We start from the raw sequence: 15931 nt of genomic DNA on the forward strand, positions 1-15931 counted from the left end.
CTACATGAACGAGCGCTACGGCAGCCCCGTCGGCGCCTGGAACTTCTGGTCCGCCAACCACTGGTACTAAACCCACCAGCACCCGGCACCCAGCACCCGGCAGCCAGCACCCAGCACACCCACACCGAAGACGCTCGGCCGGAACCTCCTCCCGGCCGAGCGTCTTCGTGTGTGCCGGAGCCTTGGTCTGGCCGGGCGTCCTCGTGTGTGCCGGAACCTTGGTCTGGCTGGGCGTGTTCGTGTGTGCTGGAGTCTTGGTCTGGCTGGGCGTGTTCGTGTGTGCTGGAGCCTTGGTCTGGCTGGGCGTGTTCGTGTGTGCCGGGGCTATTTCAGATACGGCTCGAGGAGCGTGTTCCACGATTTCTCGATCTGCTCGTACTCGTGCCGGCAGCCCTCGGCCCGAAGCTGCGGCAGCACACCGTCCGGGTTGCCCACGGCGATGACGGCCGACGCGAAGGCATCGGGGTTCGAGCCGTACAGCCAGCAGATCTCGTTGTAGAAGCGCTGTGCGCTGAGTGAGTGTTCGTCGGAGAACAGGCCGGAGAGGTCCCCGGCTTCCTGTGCGTCGGCCAGCGCACCCCAGGCGTTGATGGTGCTCACCGCGTAGTCGATGTGCTGTGCGCCGCCGGTGGCCAGCAGCAGCGTGGCGAGCTGGTCGACGGCGTCCTCCTCCTTGCCGGTGATCGGCAGGTCGTACATGTCGACCAGGGCGTGACCGAGCTCGTGCAGGAGCACCCCGTTGGAGAACCCGATGACGCCGTCGTCCGCGGCCTTGGCCCGGGCCGCCGCGCTGGCGCCCTCCCGTACGGCCTGTTCCCGGAAGACGGGCCGTGTCTCCTGGACGAGCTCGTAGCAGTACGTGATGTCCCTCGCCCGCGGGTCCCAGGAGGCGTTGGCCCCGCCGCAGCTCTTCGCGATGACGGGTACGTCGTAGGCGAGCGCGATCCGCTCGTTGGCGAACGCGGTGACGTGTTCCAGCACCTCGTTGTCCTGCAGGAACCTCTGGGTCCGCCGGTCCTGGGCCGTCCTGCCGTCCTCGTACCTCGGGATCAGCCGGCCCTGACCCGCCGGAGAGGACGCAGAGAACGGGAAAGACGGGAAGGGTGGGGTGGCCGGGGTGGCCGGGGTGGCCGGGGTGGCTGGGGTGGCTGGGGTGCGCACGGTGTCCGGTGTCCGTGGGTTGGGGGAGCCGTCGCCGGGGGACGAGCAGCCCGCGGCGAGGGCCACCGCCACGCTCGCGACCGCAGCGGCGGCCACCGCCCGCATCCTGGCTGCTCCCACCGCTGTCACCCCTCGGCGCGGTACGTCCTCGGTCACAGCCTGGTGCCGTGCCGCCGCCCCGGCCCGCGCATGTCCGCCAGCCGGGTGAGGGCCCGCCGCTCCGGCCCGCGCATGTCCGCCAGCCGGGTGACGGCCCGCCGCGCAGGCACTGCTGCCGCTGCCGCCGCGGGTCGTGTGCCGCCCGGGGGGCGTGTGCCGGCCGGGGAGTCGTGTGCCGCCGGGGGGTCAGGCCGGCTCCGGACCGCGCCGCAGGTCAGTCGGTCTGTGCTGCTGTCGGGCGGGGTTCGCGTGTCCGCCGCCGCGGGCGGGCGGACCTGCGCCCGGGCGGAGGCCCGCGACCGGTTCCGGTCGAAGGACCACGTACACGCACCCCCCAGTACGGCCGCCCCGGCTCCGTACCGGGGCAGTCACAGTGTCGTCGTCGCGGCCGGGCAGTCGGCGACGGCCTGGCCGCGCTGCTGCTCCTGCGCGTAGGCCAGAGCGGCGGCGTCCCGGCCGGCGAGGTCTGCCACGGCCGTCCGTGTCCGCAGGACCTCGTAGCGGCCCATCCCCTCGCACCCGCTGCGTGTTCCCGGCATCGGGAACTGTCACTCCCAGCGCTGCAGCATGGGGGCCGGCGCGATCGCCATACACAGGCTGACGGCCAGCCAGTACGCGACCAGGACACGCATGTACGGCGACCGTGGGCCGGGCGTCCACGCCGGCCGTCCCTGGAAGGCGGACACCACCGAGAAGAGCGCGTCACCCGATGAAGGTGGCGAACCACTGCCAGGAGCCCTGGGCGAGTGCGGACGTCAGCACGGCGGCGAGTCCTATCCCGATGACGTCGGCCTGGCCGGCGGGGTCACGGCCCGTCCCGGCGGGTGCGGGCCTACGGGTTCCCTGAGGGCTGCTCTCGTCCACGGGTCCCCTCTCCCGGGTTGGAGGCATCACCGCCAGCATCCGCCGCACCGCGCCGCCGCACCGTGCCGCCGCACTACGCCGCCATGCCGGAGCAGCCCCGACCACACCCGGACGGCACCCGGACGGTCTCGCCCAGCCCGGCCTCGCCGCGCAGTCCGGCCCCGGCCTGGGCCTTGCCCTTCACGCCCCGTCCCCGGCCCTGTCCCCGGCCTCGCTTCTCAGTCCCCGGCCCCGGGCCTGGGCCTCGCTTCTCAGTCCCCGGCCCCGGGCCTGGGCCTCGCTTCTCAGTCCCCGGCCCCGGGCCTGGGCCTTGCCCCTCAGCCCGTCCCCGGCCTGGGCCTTGCCCCTCAGCCGGTCCCCGGCCTCGCCCCTCAGCCTGGCCCGGCCTCGCCGCTCAGTCCGGCCCCGGCCTGGGCCTTGCCCTTCACGCCCCGTCCCCGTCCCCGGCCCCGGCCTCGCCGCTCAGCCCGTCCCTGGCCTGGGCCTTGCCCCTCAGCCCGTCCCCGGCACCAGCCTCGCCCTTCACGCTCCGACCCGGACCCCGACCCGGGCCCCGTCCCGGTCTCGGCCGTCAGTCCCGTCCCCGGCCCGTCCCAGCCTCGCCTCTCAGTCCCCGGCCCCGGCCCCGGCCCGTGCCCCGGTCTCGTCGATGGGGATGTCCAGTTGTTCGGCGAGGGCGGTGAGGGTCGTGCCCAGGGGGAGGGCGACCCGGGTGGCGGCGTGTTGGTCGCCGCGGGTCGCGTCCCGGTTGACGATCAGTACGGGCTTGCCGGCCTGGGCTGCCTGGCGGACGAACCGCAGGCCCGACATCACCGTCAGCGAGGAGCCCAGGACCAGCAGCGAGGTCGCCCCGGCGACCAGTTCGCGGCACTGCTCGACCCGCCCCGGCGGAACGCCTTCGCCGAAGAACACCACGTCCGGTTTGAGGACGCCGCCACACCGCGAGCAGGGCACCACACGAAAGGTGGCGGCCTGTTCGTCGGTGAGGTCGGCGTCACCGTCCGGGTTCAGCCGCGCCGTCACCGGCGCGTAGCCCGCGTTGGCGTCCTGGAGGCGCCGGGCGAGTTCACGGCGCGAGCCGAACGCACCGCAGGAAAGACAGACGACCCTCTCCAGGCCCCCGTGCAGTTCCACCACGTCCCGGCTGCCGGCCGCCTGGTGCAGACCGTCGACGTTCTGGGTGATCACTCCCGAGAGCAGACCGTGGTGCCCGAACGCCGCCACGGCCCGGTGCCCGGCATTGGGCCGGGCACGGCCGAAGGTCCGCCAGCCCAGGTGACTGCGCGCCCAGTACCGGCGCCGGGCCCCGGCATCGGCGGTGAACTCCTGGTAGGTCATCGGGGTGTGCCGGCTCAGACTCCCGCCCTCACCCCGGTAGTCGGGGATGCCCGACTCCGTGGACAGGCCCGCCCCGCTGAGCACCAGCACCCCGCCGGCCCGCAGCGCCTCGGCGAGCGGCCCCCAGTCCGTGCTGCCGGGCCGCAGGCCCTCGGTCGGGGTCCAGCTCAGCGTGGGACGCATACGCATGCAGCCAGCGTACGCACACCACCCCCCACCCCCCGCCCCCACCAGCCCCATCCCCGCATCGCCCGCCGTCCGGGCGGGCCGCGCCCGGTCACTCACCCGCGTCGGCGGCCGGCCGTACCGTCACCGCCGGCGGCCTCGTCCAGGCGGCCGGCGTCGCCGTCCTGCCGGCCACCGTGCACCACCGGTGGCCCGGCCTGGGGCCGGCCGCACTCGCCCCCGGTGTGTTCCTCACCCGGCCCGGGCCGGGGCCTCCAACGGCCCGTGCCGATACGCCTGATGCTCGCCGCACGTGCCCGCCGCCCCCGCGCCCGGTGTGGGCAGCAGGGTCATGATCACCGCCCGGCAGTCCGCCCTCGCGCCCGCCGCCACCCTCGCCGGCCTCACCCCCCTCTTCCCCACCCACTACTCTTCCTCGCCCCGGCACCCCACGGCCGGCACCCCACGGCTGGTACCCCCGGTACCCGTCGGCCGGCCCCCGGGTACTTCCACGGGGGCGGTACCCGCCCCCCGGTACTCCACGGCCGGTACCGGCCCCGGTACTCACGGACCGGGTACCCGCCGCCGGCCCCGCTACCCACGGCGCCCCCGGTACCCACCGGCCGGTACCGCCCCCGGTACCCGCGGCCCGGCCGGTACCCGCCCCCACCGGTACCCACGCGCCGGTACCACCGTTCCCCGCCGGTACCCACGGCCGGTACCCGCTCTCCCCCCGGCACCCCGCCGACAGGTACCCGCCACCCCCGTACCCACGGGGATCCGGTAACCCCGCACTCCCCACCCCCCGTACCCACGGGCCCGGTACCCGGACTCCACCACCGCCGGTACCCACGGCCGGTACCCGCCGTACCCGGTATAGGAGCCCCCGGTACCCCGGCCCGCGCCCGCCGGTACCGGTACCCCGAGACCTCACCGCCACCACAACCAGTACCCAGGGCCGGTACCCGCCGTCGCCCACCAGGCCCCCACCCCCGCCACCGGTACCGGGGTACCGTCGGCCCAACGCCGGTACCCACCCGGAGTAAGTACCCGCCCCCGGTACTCACTCGGGAACCGGTACCCGCCCGCACCCGATACCGGGACCCGGTACTTGCGGCCGGTACCTGCGGAGTCCGGTACCACCGCGCGGCCGGGTACCCGCGTCCCGGTACCTGCGGAGTCCGGGTACCCCAATCCGGGTGGGTGCCCCGGTACCCGCGGCCGGTCCCCCCAGTACCCGCGGCCGGTACCCGGGTTCCGCCGGCCCCCCGGTACCCGCGTCCCGGTACCTGCGGAGTCCCGTACCCCAACCCGGTGCCCGGTACCCGCGGCCGGTACGGTCCCCCGGACTACCCGCGGCCGGTACGGTCCCCCGGCTACTACCCGTGGCCGGTACCCCGGTACCCGCGGCCGGGTACCCCGGCCCCGGTACCCAGCCGGTACGGTTCCCCCGGTACCCGCGGCCGGTACCCCCGTGTGGCGCCCGGTACCCGAGGCCGGTACCCCGGCCCCGGTACCCGAGGCCGGTACCCCGGCCCCGGTACCCAGCCGGTAGTCCCCCCGGTACCCGCGGCCGGTACCCGCGGCCGGCGCCCATGGCCGGCATCCGCGCCGCCGGCGCTGCTGCCACCCGCCGCCTCCTCCGGCTCGCCCTGATCGCCGGTGCCGTCCCGCCCCCGGCCTCTGCGTTCCCCGTACGCGCCGACCCGCGGGAAGCCGGTACCCCTGGCGGTACGAGAGGTGAAAGGGTGGCCGGGCCGCCGGGAGCACAGCCCGGGCGCCGGACGTTGGATCATCGAAGGGAGCGATGCCTTGCACCCACCGCACCACCCGAGCGATCAGGAGGACCCGATGAGCGCGGCCGACGAGGGACGGCAGTGGCCGGACGAGGTCAGTGTCGACAACGCGAGGACGACGCTGCTGCAGCTCCTCGCGCGGACGGGAGTCCCCTCCGGTGACGCGCGGCAACTGATCGGGCTCCTGGAAGCGGGCGCCCTGGCCCTGGCACACGAGGAACTGAGCGGCGACCGCAATGCGCCCGCGGACAAGGGCCAGGCCTACGCGGCGGGCTGGCAGGACGGCGCCGCCGCCCTCCTGGACGGCCTCGGCGCCCTCACCGAGCGGACCCTGACGGACATCGTGGGCGCGGACGGGCCGCCGGGGGAGCGGCGCCGGGCCGGACGGATGGAAGTGGAGCGGGCCAGGGTTGCGGTCACCCCCCTGTACCTGTCGCTCACCGCCGTCTCGGAGCTGGACCCGGAGGTGACCGACGAGGTCCTCGCCGCCGTCCTCGCCACGATGAGCCCCCGCCGGCGGGCCGGCTACACCGGGCACCTGACCGCGTTCGCCACCACCCACCAAGCCCGCCTGGAGCGCCTGTTCGCCGCCTACGGACCGGGCAGCGCCATCACGGTGCACGGCCGCTACTCGCTCCTGCACTCCGTCACGAGCATCGCCGTACTGGAACGGCTCCTGGCCGCGCCGCGGGAACTGCGCGAGGAATGGGACGCCGCGGCCCTGCCGCCCGCATGGCTGGACGGACTCACCACCGCCTGGAACACCCCCGCCTGAACACCCCCTCCTGAACACCCCGCCACCAGGCAGGGGCCACACCCGGAAAAAGGGGGGGCGGGCCCGGCACACCCAAGAGGAATGATCGCCTCCCTCAAGCGCATCCCGCATGATGTCCGGCATGAGCCACATAGCCAAGGGGGCCAACTCCTACGTCCCCACCGTCGCCCTCCGCGTCGCCGTGCGCCATGAACCACGCCCCGGAGCACCACTGGTCGAGGCCGCCGCCCTGCTGCTGGACGCCAACGGCACGGCACGCGGGGACACCGACGTGGTCTTCCAGGGCCGGCCGGCCCACCCCTCGACCGCCGTACGGCACGCACGCGACCCCCACGACGCCTGCGCCCAGTGGCTCGACCTCGATCTGCCGCACATCGAGGCGGACATCGAACGCGTCCTCGTCGTCTGCTCGACGGACAGCGGCACCGTCGGCGCCCTGACACGGCCGACCGTGGAGGCGTTCGCGCCGAACGGCGTCTCGGTCCTGCGCTACACCGTCACCGACGCCACGACCGAGACCGCGTTCGTCTTCGGCGAGTTCTACCGCCGCGCGGGCGGCTGGAAGTTCCGCGCGGTGGGCCAGGGTTACGCCTGCGGGCTCGCGGGCCTCACCGCGGACTACGGCATCAAGGTGACCACCGCACCACCCGCACCCGTGCCGGCCGCACCCGCACCCGTGCCGGCCGCACCCGCACCCGTGCCGGCCGCACCCGCACCCGTGCCGGCCGCACCCGCACCCGTGCCGGCCGCACCCGCACCCGTACCGGCCGCACCCGCGCCCGTACCGGCCGCACCGGCACCCGCACCCGTACCGGCTGCGGTTTCGCCGTCGCCGGGTCCGGTTCTGCTCACGGGGGTGTCCAAGACCAGTGACCCGCCCCCCTTCCTGCCGTCCCCGCCCGGATCCGCCGGCGGTCCGGCCCTCCTCGCACCGACCCACCCCCACCCCCACCCCCATCCCCATGCCCGTTCCGCCGGCGGGTGGACCTTCGGTCCGGTCTTCGAGCCCTACACCATCGAGGGCAAGGGGAGACAGGTCGTCACCGCCGACCGTGTCCCGCCCGGTCCCGTCCTGGTCGAGATGACCCACGAGGGCGACGACTACCTTTGCGTGGAACGCCTGAACCGGCACAACAAGGACGATCAACTGGTCTTCAACTCCACGCTGAAGGACTTCCGCGGCCGTGCGGCCGTCGAACCGAGCGAAGGCCGCCCGCTGCGCCTGCGCATCCAGGCGGCCCACCGCTGGACACTGACCTTCAGGCCGCTCGCCGACGCCCGCAGGCTCGAGCCCGGGCGTGAGCTGACCGGCCGCGGTCCCGAGGCACTGCTCTACACGGGGCCGGTGGCCGACCTCAAGGTCCGGCTCCGCGACGAGACCGGCGGCAGCCTCTGCTGCATGTACGGGTACGAGGTCGCCGCTCACACGAGCATCGCCGAGGCCCCCGAGAGCCTCCTGGTCAACGAGGCCGGCCGCGGCGCCAGGGTGAGCACCCCGCTCCCCGAGGGCCCCCTCCTGCTGCGCTTCATCGACGCCGAGGGCTCATGGCGCATGAAGCTCCGCACACTCTGAGGACGCCCCGCACGCGCCCCCACGCCCCCCACGCTGCGCACGCGCCCCCACGCTGCGCGCGCCCGGCCTGCGCCGGCGGGCATGCCCGTCGGCCGTCGGCCGCCGGTCGTTCACCGTCGACGGCGGCGTCGAAGTACCCGATCCCGCACCGGGCGAGGTCTGGACCGTCGGCGCCGTCATCCTCAACCACAAGGGCGAGGCCTTCGCGCAGAAGCGGAGCGCGGACCGGCGGCTCCACCCCGACAGCCGGGACACCGCAAGTGGTCACCTCGAGGACGGGGAAACGGTCCTGGAGGGCCTCGCACGCGAGGTAGGGGAGGAGACCGGCCGGCGCCCGACCCGGGCACGGCGCGCCTGTCCGTCACGACCCGGACGGGGGACGACGACGGGGGACGACGGGCGGGGGACGACGACGGGGAACTGCGGCGGCGGACCGCGGCACGAGGGGGACCATCTCGTCGAGGTCGAGGCCGGCTTGGACCACCCGGCCCTGGAGCGGACCAGGCGCGGCGCCCGCGACTGGTTCGGCCGCGAGAGCCTCGCCCGCCCCGGGGAGAACCGCGGGCCGGGGGAGTTCCTCATCCACGGCCTCATCGCCGGGGCCCTCGAAGCCCCGGACGACCCTCGCGACAGCACCGCGGGGGCTGCGGGTGGCCGGAACTCGCCCGGGGCGGGTGAACAGAGCGCTACGTACTGGTAACTTACGCGAGTTGATCAAGGTCGGGGGTGTGGCCGGCCATGCTCCCGGCCAGAGCCACCCCCCAGTCAAGGAACCACATTGGCACGCACCGTCCGTACGACGGCCCTCGTCTCCACCTCGGCCCTCGCACTCGGCTTCTCCCTCCTGGCCGCCGCCGCTTGCGCCCCCGCGTTCGCCGCGGACGCGCCCACCCCGCACCTGGACTCCGTCGAGCAGACCCTGCGTCAGGTCTCGCCGGGCCTGGAGGGGTCGGTGTGGGAGCGGACCTCCGGCAACCGGCTGGGCTCCTCCACCCCCGGCGGCGCCGACTGGCTGCTGCAGACCCCCGGCTGCTGGGGCGATGCCACGTGCGCGGAGCGGCCCGGATCGCGCCGTCTCCTGGAGAAGACGCGCCAGGACATCGCCGCCGCCCGCCAGACGGTGGACATATCGACGCTGGCGCCGTTCCCCAACGGCGGCTACCAGGAGGCGATCGTCGCGGGCCTGAGGGAATCGGCGCAGAAGGGCAACCGCCTGAAGGTGCGCATCATGGTGGGCGCGGCGCCCGTCTACCACTCCACGGTGATCCCCTCGTCCTACCGGGACGAGCTGATCGCGAAGCTGGGACCGGCCGCCGCGGGCAACATCACCCTCAACGTGGCCTCGATGACCACCTCGAAGACCGCGTTCTCCTGGAACCACTCCAAGCTGGTCGTCGTGGACGGCACTTCGGTGATCACCGGCGGCATCAACAGCTGGAAGGACGACTACCTGGAGACCACCCACCCGGTCAGCGACGTCGACCTCGCGCTGTCGGGGCCCGCCGCGGGCTCCGCGGGCCGCTACCTGGACACCCTGTGGGACTGGACCTGCCGCAACAAGAGCAGCTGGACCTCGGTGTGGTTCGCCGCCTCGCCCGGCGCGGACTGCATGCCCTCCCTGCCCCGGCCCGCCTCCCCCCAGGGCGGGGGAGAGGTGCCCGCGCTCGCCGTCGGCGGCCTCGGCGTCGGCATCCGCCAGAGCGACCCCACCTCCTCCTTCCGCCCGGTCCTGCCCACGGCCGGCGACACCAAGTGCGGCATCGGGGTGGCGGACCGGACCAACGCCGACCGGGACTACGACACCGTCAACCCGGAGGAGAGCGCCCTGCGCGCCCTGGTCTCCAGCGCGACCTCGCACATCGAGATCTCCCAGCAGGACGTGCACGCCACCTGCCCGCCGCTGCCCCGCTACGACGTCCGCCTCTACGACGCCCTCGCCGCGAAGCTCGTCTCCGGGGTGAAGGTCCGCATCGTGGTGAGCGACCCGGCCAACCGCGGCACCATCGGCAGCGGCGGCTACTCGCAGATCAAGTCGCTCTCCGAGGTCGGCGACGCCCTGCACGGCCGCCTGATGGCCCTGACCGGTGACGGCTCCCGCGCGCGGACGGCGATGTGCGAGAACCTCCAGCTCGCCACCTTCCGCGCCTCCGACCAGCCGACCTGGGCCGACGGCAAGCCCTACGCCCAGCACCACAAGCTGGTCGCGGTCGACGGATCGGCCTTCTACATCGGCTCCAAGAACCTGTACCCGTCCTGGCTGCAGGACTTCGGGTACATCGTCGAGAGCCCGGCCGCGGCCGGACAGCTCAAGAGCGACCTCCTGGACCCGCAGTGGCGCTACTCCCAGGCCACCGCGACCCACGACTACGCCCGCGGCCTCTGCCAGAGCTGACCCCACCCCCACCCCGCCCCCGCCCAGCCCCGGCCCGCCCCCGCCCCCGCCCCCGCCCGCGCCGGGGCCGGGGCCGGGGCCGGGGCTGGGCGGGCTCCGGCGGCTCCCCGGGCGCCGCGGTGCGACGGATTTCGGCGTTGGCCCTGCCCGGGGCGGTGGTTCCTGGCAGCATCGACGCGACCGTACCAGGGGGGTTCCATGCGTTCACGCGTTCGCCTGCTCACTGCCGTCACCGCCGTGGTGCTGCTCGCCGGGTGCAGTTCGAGCCCGGCGAAGGAGCTGGAGGACTGGTGGTCCTCGGGAGGCGACGACCGGGTCAAAGGCCTTTCCGACACCTCGGGCCGCGTCAACGAGGTCTACGGGCGCCCGCTGGACACCTACGGGCCCGCCTGCCAGGACCTGCTCGCCGAGGTCGCGAAGGCCGAGAAGTTCGGCCCACCCCCGAACGGGAACGCCCAGGGGTTCTGGAAGGAAGCCCTGACCGCCTTCGAACACGGAGGGGGCGAGTGCGTGGCCGGAGCCGGCCGGAACGACCAGCCCCGGGCCGGTGAGGGCATCCGCGAGGTGCAGAAGGGCCTCAGCCGGCTCGCCGCCGCCGTCTCCATGATCAGGGGCGACCTGAAGGCCAAGTGACGGGGCGCGCCCCGCCGGGAATAGCGCGGCCGGGCTCCCCGTTCCCAGGTGTGGTTGAATTGTCAACAATCCTGGGAAGGGGAGTCATGCAGTTCGGGATCTTCACCGTCGGTGACGTCACCGCCGATCCGACGACCGGACGCGTGCCCGGCGAGCACGAGCGCATCAAGGCGATCCTCGCCATCGCGCAGAAGGCCGAGGAAGTCGGCCTCGACGTCTTCGCCACCGGCGAGCACCACAACCCGCCGTTCGTCCCCTCCTCACCGACGACGATGCTCGGCTACATCGCCGCACGCACCCAGAACCTGATCCTGTCCACGTCGACGACGCTGATCACCACCAACGACCCGGTGAAGATCGCCGAGGACTTCGCGACGCTCCAGCACCTCGCGGACGGCCGCGTCGACGTGATGATGGGCCGCGGCAACACCGGACCGGTCTACCCCTGGTTCGGCAAGGACATCCGCGACGGCATCGACCTCGCCGTCGAGAACTACGCCCTGCTGCGCCGCCTGTGGGACGAGGACACCGTCACCTGGAAGGGCAAGTTCCGCACCCCGCTGCAGTCCTTCACCTCCACCCCCCGCCCCCTGGACGGCGTCGCACCCTTCGTGTGGCACGGCTCCATCCGCTCACCGGAGATCGCCGAACAGGCCGCCTACTACGGCGACGGCTTCTTCCACAACAACATCTTCTGGCCCGCCTCCCACACCGCACAGATGGTCAGCCTCTACCGGCAGCGCTACGCCCACTACGGCCACGGCACCCCCGAACAGGCCATCGTCGGACTCGGCGGCCAGGTCTTCATGCGCCACAACTCCCAGGACGCCCTCCGCGAGTTCCGCCCCTACTTCGACAACGCCCCCGTCTACGGCCACGGCCCCTCCCTGGAGGAGTTCACCGCCCAGACCCCGCTCACCGTCGGCTCCCCCCAGCAGGTCATCGAACGCACCCTGTCCTTCCGCGACTACGCCGGCGACTACCAGCGCCAGCTCTTCCTGATGGACCACGCGGGCCTGCCCCTGAAGACCGTCCTGGAACAGCTCGACCTCCTCGGCGAAGAGGTCGTACCGGTCCTGCGCAAGGAGTTCGCGAACCTGCGCCCCGCCGGCGTACCGGACGCCCCCACCCACCCCGCCCGCGTGGCAGCGGCCCGCACGAGCGAGAAGGAGAGCGCGCAGGCATGAGACTCATCGTCGTATCGGCCGGGCTGAGCTCACCCTCCTCGACCCGGCTGCTCGCCGACCGGCTCACGGCCGCGACCCTGCGGCACACGGACGCCGAGCCCGAGGTGATCGAGCTGCGGGACCTGGCGACGGAGATCGCCCAGCACCTCGTCACCGGCTTCCCGCCCGCCCGCCTGGCCGCCGCACTCGACGCGGTGGCGGCCGCGGACGGCCTCATCGCCGTCACCCCGGTGTTCGCGGCCTCCTACAGCGGCCTGTTCAAGTCGTTCTTCGACCTCATCGACAAGGACGCCCTCACCGGGAAACCGGTCCTCCTCGGCGCCACCGGCGCCACCCCCCGGCACTCCCTGGTCACCGAACACGCCCTGCGCCCGCTCTTCACCCACCTGCGCGCGCTCCTCCCGCCGACCGCCGTGTACGCGGCCTCGCAGGACTGGGGCCAGGAGGGGCTGGCCCAGCGGATCTCCCGGGCGGGCGCGGAACTGGCACGCCTCATGACACCCACCCCCCACGACACCACCCGCGCCACCCCCCACGACACCACCCGCGCCGCGGCCGGGGATACCGCCCGCGCCACCGCCCCGGACGTCGACACCGCCGCGGCGATCGCACCCCGCTCACCGACCGGGGCGATCACCTCGGTGGACCGGGCGGACGGCTTCGAGGTGGTGCCCTTCGCACAGAGACTGGCCGCGCTGAGCGTCGAGTAGCCACACCGGGGCCGCATACGGCGCACGGTGGTACAGCGGGGAGTGCGAGGGAGCGCGAAATACAGAAACGATACTGCCGCGGGCATTGGAGTGAACCACCGTTCCCGCCGACACCCCTTGACGGTTGGACCGGCCGACGCGCACATCGACAGGCGCGCCGTTCCAGACATCTTTAGGGGAGTCATGCGTATTCGTTCTGCTGTCACCGCCTCCGTCCTGGCCGCCGGCATCCTGCTGGGCGGGGCCGGTGCCGCCCTGGCCAACGACGGGGTCGACATCGACTACTTCTCCGGCGGTCACGCGGCCTCCTCGTCGAACTGCTCCACGCTCGCCGCGGTGCCCCAGAGCCGTCCCGGGTACACCGGCCCCACCTACACCTCGAACTGTGTCACCGACAGCGAGAAGGAATGGGTGAAGGGGCACCACCTGGGCGCCTGACCCGAACGGCACACCACGGGGGCGGACCGACAGCCATGTCGGCCCGCCCCCGCGGCGCGTCCGCCCCCGGGGAGACGGCCGCCGGCATCCCCGTGGACACGGATGGACAGGGCTGGGCAGTCACCGGCCCCCCAGGCACTGGAGAGTGGACAGCACCCGCCGCCAGGCCGTGTGCCGTGAACGCTGCCCGCCCGCACCCGCACGAGGCACCACACCACCACACCACACCGCCCGCCCCTCGCGAAGGAGCACCGACCACGGCATCGCGACCGCTGCGCACCCACACCGGCCAAGCCGGGGCCGTCACCTTCCGCGGCCGGCACGAGATCGCCGGGTGGAAGGCCCGCGCCGGCACCTCATAGCCGACGTCCGCGTCACCGTCCGCGCCACCCGCCCCGACGGGGACCGCGGCACCGTCCGGGCCCTGTACTCCGGCCACCTCAAGGGCGCGCCCAAGCCGTTCGCCGTGCCGGTGACCACCGTCCTCGGCCTCGACGCACACCACTGCCGGATCACCTCCGCCCCGGACCACTACAGCCTGGCCACCGTCCTCGCCCGGTCCGGCCTGCCCGCCGGCCGGACCCCGCCCGCCCCCTGAGGCGGGCCGTGCCACCGGTGACGCACCGCTTGAGATCCACTCGAAGGCCGCTCGAATCGCACACCGCCGGAGGCCACCGCGCCCGTATGATCCCCATGACTTGACGATTCGATGACCCGTTCCCGAAGAATCGATGACCGAGAGACTCCGCGGACGGACGAACAGGGGGACGCACGATGGAGACCGCACGCCTGGCCTCGCTCATCGCCGCCACTGTCACCACGGGACTGGTCAGTGGCCTCTTCTACGGTTTCTCCGTCTCCGTGATGCCGGGCCTGAAGCGCACCGACGACCGTACGGTCATCGAGGTCATGCAGCGCATCAACGTGGCCATCCTGAACGGCTGGTTCGTCCTCGGCTACATCGGGGCGTTCCTGTTCACCGCGCTGGCCCTGGCCCTGCACGTCCCGTCCGACGGACGCGAGGTGCTGCCGCCGCTGATCGCGGCCCTGGTCTGCTACATCGTCTCGATGGGCGTCACCAACAAGGTGAACATCCCGCTGAACAACATGCTGGAGAAGGCCGGCCCGGTCGCCCGCATCGCCGACCCCGCCGCCGTCCGCCGCGCCTTCGAGGGCCCCTGGGCCCGGGCCAACGTGTGGCGCACCCTGCTGTGCACGGCCTCCGTGGGCTTCCTGTCCTGGGCCCTGTACCTGCACGGCCAGACCGGCTGACCCCCACACCGGCTGCCCCCACACGGGCTGCCCCTGGCGGCCGTCCCCCCGGCCAGGCCGTCCCCCCGGCCAGGCCGTCCCCCCGGCCGGCCAGGGGGACGGGACACACGAAGTCCCCCGGTCGGGTGGCCGGGGGACTTCGTGGTGGTGCGGTGGGGGGAGGGTGGGGCCGCGGTTTCAGCGGGTGGCGCGGCCGTACAGGACGAGGGCACGGGAGAGAGCCGTCAGGGCCGCCGTGCACAGCAGGGTGCGGACGATGTTGGTGGAGACCCAGGTGCCCTTGAACTTCTCCACGATCGAGAAGTCCGTCAGCTTCGAGGCGTCACCCGCGTCGGCCAGTTCGTTGTTCAGCGGGATGTTCACGGAGAAGGTGATCATCAGGACGACGAGGTAGACGACGGCAGCCGCACCGACCCAGACCGCCACGTTGCGGCGGCCGCCCCGGAACTCGACGACCGCCGAGGCCGCCGACAGCAGCAGGGCGAGCACGAAGGCCATGCCGAAGATCCCGTTGCCGTCGATCGCCGAGTTGAAGTTCTGCATCGCGGTGACGTAGGTGCGCTCGTCGCCCGCCGCCAGACCCGGCATCACCGAGACGTCGAAGGCGAAGAAGAGACCGGCCATCAGGCCCACCAGGACCGTGGAGACCAACAGGAGGGCGGTGGCCATCTTGCCGCGCCCGGCGGGTGCCGGGGCGGAGGGCTGGGGCTGGGGCTGGGCGTAGGGGCCGGGCTGGGTCGCGTACGGGCTCGGGCTGGGGCCTCCGGCGGAGTAATGCTGGGGGCTGCCGGCCGGATTGGGGTTCATGGGACATCCTCGTCTGGGGTGGTGGGAGCGCTGCTCTCCCTCGGCACGGACGTCCGATCGTGACACTCCCCGGGACACCCGGCCATGGGCTTTCCACCGGCTCTTGAGCGACCCTCAAGAGCCGGTGGCTCGATCCTTTCGGCAGCCGGTTCGGTCAGTAGCGGTAGTGGTCCGGCTTGTACGGGCCCTCGACCTTCACGCCGATGTACGCGGCCTGCTCCGGGCGCAGGGTGGTCAGCTTGACGCCGAGGGCGTCGAGGTGGAGGCGGGCGACCTTCTCGTCGAGGTGCTTGGGGAGCACGTAGACCTCGGTCGGGTACTCCTCGGGCTTGGTGAAGAGCTCGATCTGGGCCAGGGTCTGGTCCGCGAAGGAGTTCGACATCACGAACGAGGGGTGCCCGGTCGCGTTGCCCAGGTTCAGCAGACGGCCCTCGGACAACACGATCAGGACCTTGCCGTCGGGGAACTTCCACGTGTGGACCTGCGGCTTGACCTCGTCCTTGACGATGCCGTCGATCTTCGCGAGACCGGCCATGTCGATCTCGTTGTCGAAGTGGCCGATGTTTCCCACGATCGCCTGGTGCTTCATCTTGGCCATGTCGGCGGCCATGATGATGTCCTTGTTGCCGGTGGTCGTGATGAAGATGTCCGCGCTCTCGAC

16 protein-coding genes are annotated in these 15931 nt (G+C 73.1%); 10 read left to right on the top strand and 6 right to left on the bottom strand.

The window, feature by feature from the left end:
* Nucleotides 1–324: 324 nt before the first annotated feature.
* The 4 genes from ACZ4VT_RS36630 to ACZ4VT_RS36645 all read right to left on the bottom strand — a co-directional run bounded on the left by ACZ4VT_RS36630 (nucleotide 325) and on the right by ACZ4VT_RS36645 (nucleotide 3711).
* Nucleotides 325–1281, bottom strand: a complete 957-nt coding sequence (locus ACZ4VT_RS36630; protein WP_467955688.1) for a DUF4344 domain-containing metallopeptidase — start codon at nucleotides 1279–1281, stop codon at nucleotides 325–327.
* 407 nt (nucleotides 1282–1688) lie between these two features.
* Nucleotides 1689–1859 (bottom strand): hypothetical protein, encoded by a 171-nt coding sequence (locus tag ACZ4VT_RS36635; protein WP_467955689.1) that lies wholly within the window; start codon nucleotides 1857–1859, stop codon nucleotides 1689–1691.
* Nucleotides 1860–2022: 163 nt separating this feature from the next.
* Entirely contained in the window at nucleotides 2023–2184 is a 162-nt protein-coding gene (locus ACZ4VT_RS36640) for a hypothetical protein (protein WP_467955690.1), read from the bottom strand.
* A 606-nt stretch (nucleotides 2185–2790) separates the two neighbouring features.
* On the bottom strand, nucleotides 2791–3711 hold the full coding sequence (locus tag ACZ4VT_RS36645; RefSeq protein ID WP_467955691.1) for an NAD-dependent protein deacetylase: 921 nt from the start codon (nucleotides 3709–3711) through the stop codon (nucleotides 2791–2793).
* Nucleotides 3712–5538: 1827 nt separating this feature from the next.
* Between ACZ4VT_RS36645 and ACZ4VT_RS36650 the strand changes: the two genes are divergently transcribed.
* The 10 genes from ACZ4VT_RS36650 to ACZ4VT_RS36695 all read left to right on the top strand — a co-directional run bounded on the left by ACZ4VT_RS36650 (nucleotide 5539) and on the right by ACZ4VT_RS36695 (nucleotide 14463).
* Nucleotides 5539–6258: a hypothetical protein gene (locus ACZ4VT_RS36650; RefSeq protein WP_467955692.1), complete on the top strand. Its 720-nt coding sequence runs from the start codon at nucleotides 5539–5541 to the stop codon at nucleotides 6256–6258.
* 121 nt (nucleotides 6259–6379) lie between these two features.
* Nucleotides 6380–7831 (top strand): TerD family protein, encoded by a 1452-nt coding sequence (locus ACZ4VT_RS36655; protein ID WP_467955693.1) that lies wholly within the window; start codon nucleotides 6380–6382, stop codon nucleotides 7829–7831.
* Between the two features lie 67 nt (nucleotides 7832–7898).
* Nucleotides 7899–8531, top strand: a complete 633-nt coding sequence (locus ACZ4VT_RS36660; protein WP_467955701.1) for an NUDIX hydrolase — start codon at nucleotides 7899–7901, stop codon at nucleotides 8529–8531.
* Nucleotides 8532–8609: 78 nt separating this feature from the next.
* The gene (locus tag ACZ4VT_RS36665; protein ID WP_467955694.1) at nucleotides 8610–10223 is read left to right on the top strand and encodes a phospholipase D-like domain-containing protein; all 1614 of its coding nucleotides are present in this window, start codon (nucleotides 8610–8612) and stop codon (nucleotides 10221–10223) included.
* A 198-nt stretch (nucleotides 10224–10421) separates the two neighbouring features.
* Complete coding sequence (locus ACZ4VT_RS36670; RefSeq protein WP_467955695.1) at nucleotides 10422–10856, top strand: hypothetical protein; 435 nt, start codon at nucleotides 10422–10424, stop codon at nucleotides 10854–10856.
* A gap of 86 nt (nucleotides 10857–10942) precedes the next feature.
* The gene (locus ACZ4VT_RS36675) at nucleotides 10943–12043 is read left to right on the top strand and encodes an LLM class flavin-dependent oxidoreductase (RefSeq protein WP_467955696.1); all 1101 of its coding nucleotides are present in this window, start codon (nucleotides 10943–10945) and stop codon (nucleotides 12041–12043) included.
* Nucleotides 12040–12753 (top strand): CE1759 family FMN reductase, encoded by a 714-nt coding sequence (locus ACZ4VT_RS36680; RefSeq protein WP_467955697.1) that lies wholly within the window; start codon nucleotides 12040–12042, stop codon nucleotides 12751–12753. Before ACZ4VT_RS36675 ends, ACZ4VT_RS36680 begins: the two co-directional genes overlap by 4 nt.
* 183 nt (nucleotides 12754–12936) lie before the next feature.
* Nucleotides 12937–13191: a hypothetical protein gene (locus ACZ4VT_RS36685; protein WP_362814930.1), complete on the top strand. Its 255-nt coding sequence runs from the start codon at nucleotides 12937–12939 to the stop codon at nucleotides 13189–13191.
* A gap of 334 nt (nucleotides 13192–13525) precedes the next feature.
* The gene (locus ACZ4VT_RS36690; protein ID WP_467955698.1) at nucleotides 13526–13789 is read left to right on the top strand and encodes a hypothetical protein; all 264 of its coding nucleotides are present in this window, start codon (nucleotides 13526–13528) and stop codon (nucleotides 13787–13789) included.
* A 176-nt stretch (nucleotides 13790–13965) separates the two neighbouring features.
* Entirely contained in the window at nucleotides 13966–14463 is a 498-nt protein-coding gene (locus ACZ4VT_RS36695) for an anthrone oxygenase family protein (protein ID WP_362814926.1), read from the top strand.
* 177 nt (nucleotides 14464–14640) lie between these two features.
* On the opposite strand, the gene ACZ4VT_RS36700 is transcribed toward ACZ4VT_RS36695, so the two are convergent.
* Together ACZ4VT_RS36700 and ACZ4VT_RS36705 are read right to left on the bottom strand one after the other, a co-directional pair.
* On the bottom strand, nucleotides 14641–15270 hold the full coding sequence (locus ACZ4VT_RS36700) for an anthrone oxygenase family protein (protein ID WP_467955699.1): 630 nt from the start codon (nucleotides 15268–15270) through the stop codon (nucleotides 14641–14643).
* A 154-nt stretch (nucleotides 15271–15424) separates the two neighbouring features.
* On the bottom strand, nucleotides 15425–15931 hold a 507-nt coding region (locus tag ACZ4VT_RS36705), incomplete at its 5' end, for an adenosylhomocysteinase (RefSeq protein WP_467955700.1).

Source organism: Streptomyces sp. NPDC029164 (genome assembly GCF_055563995.1).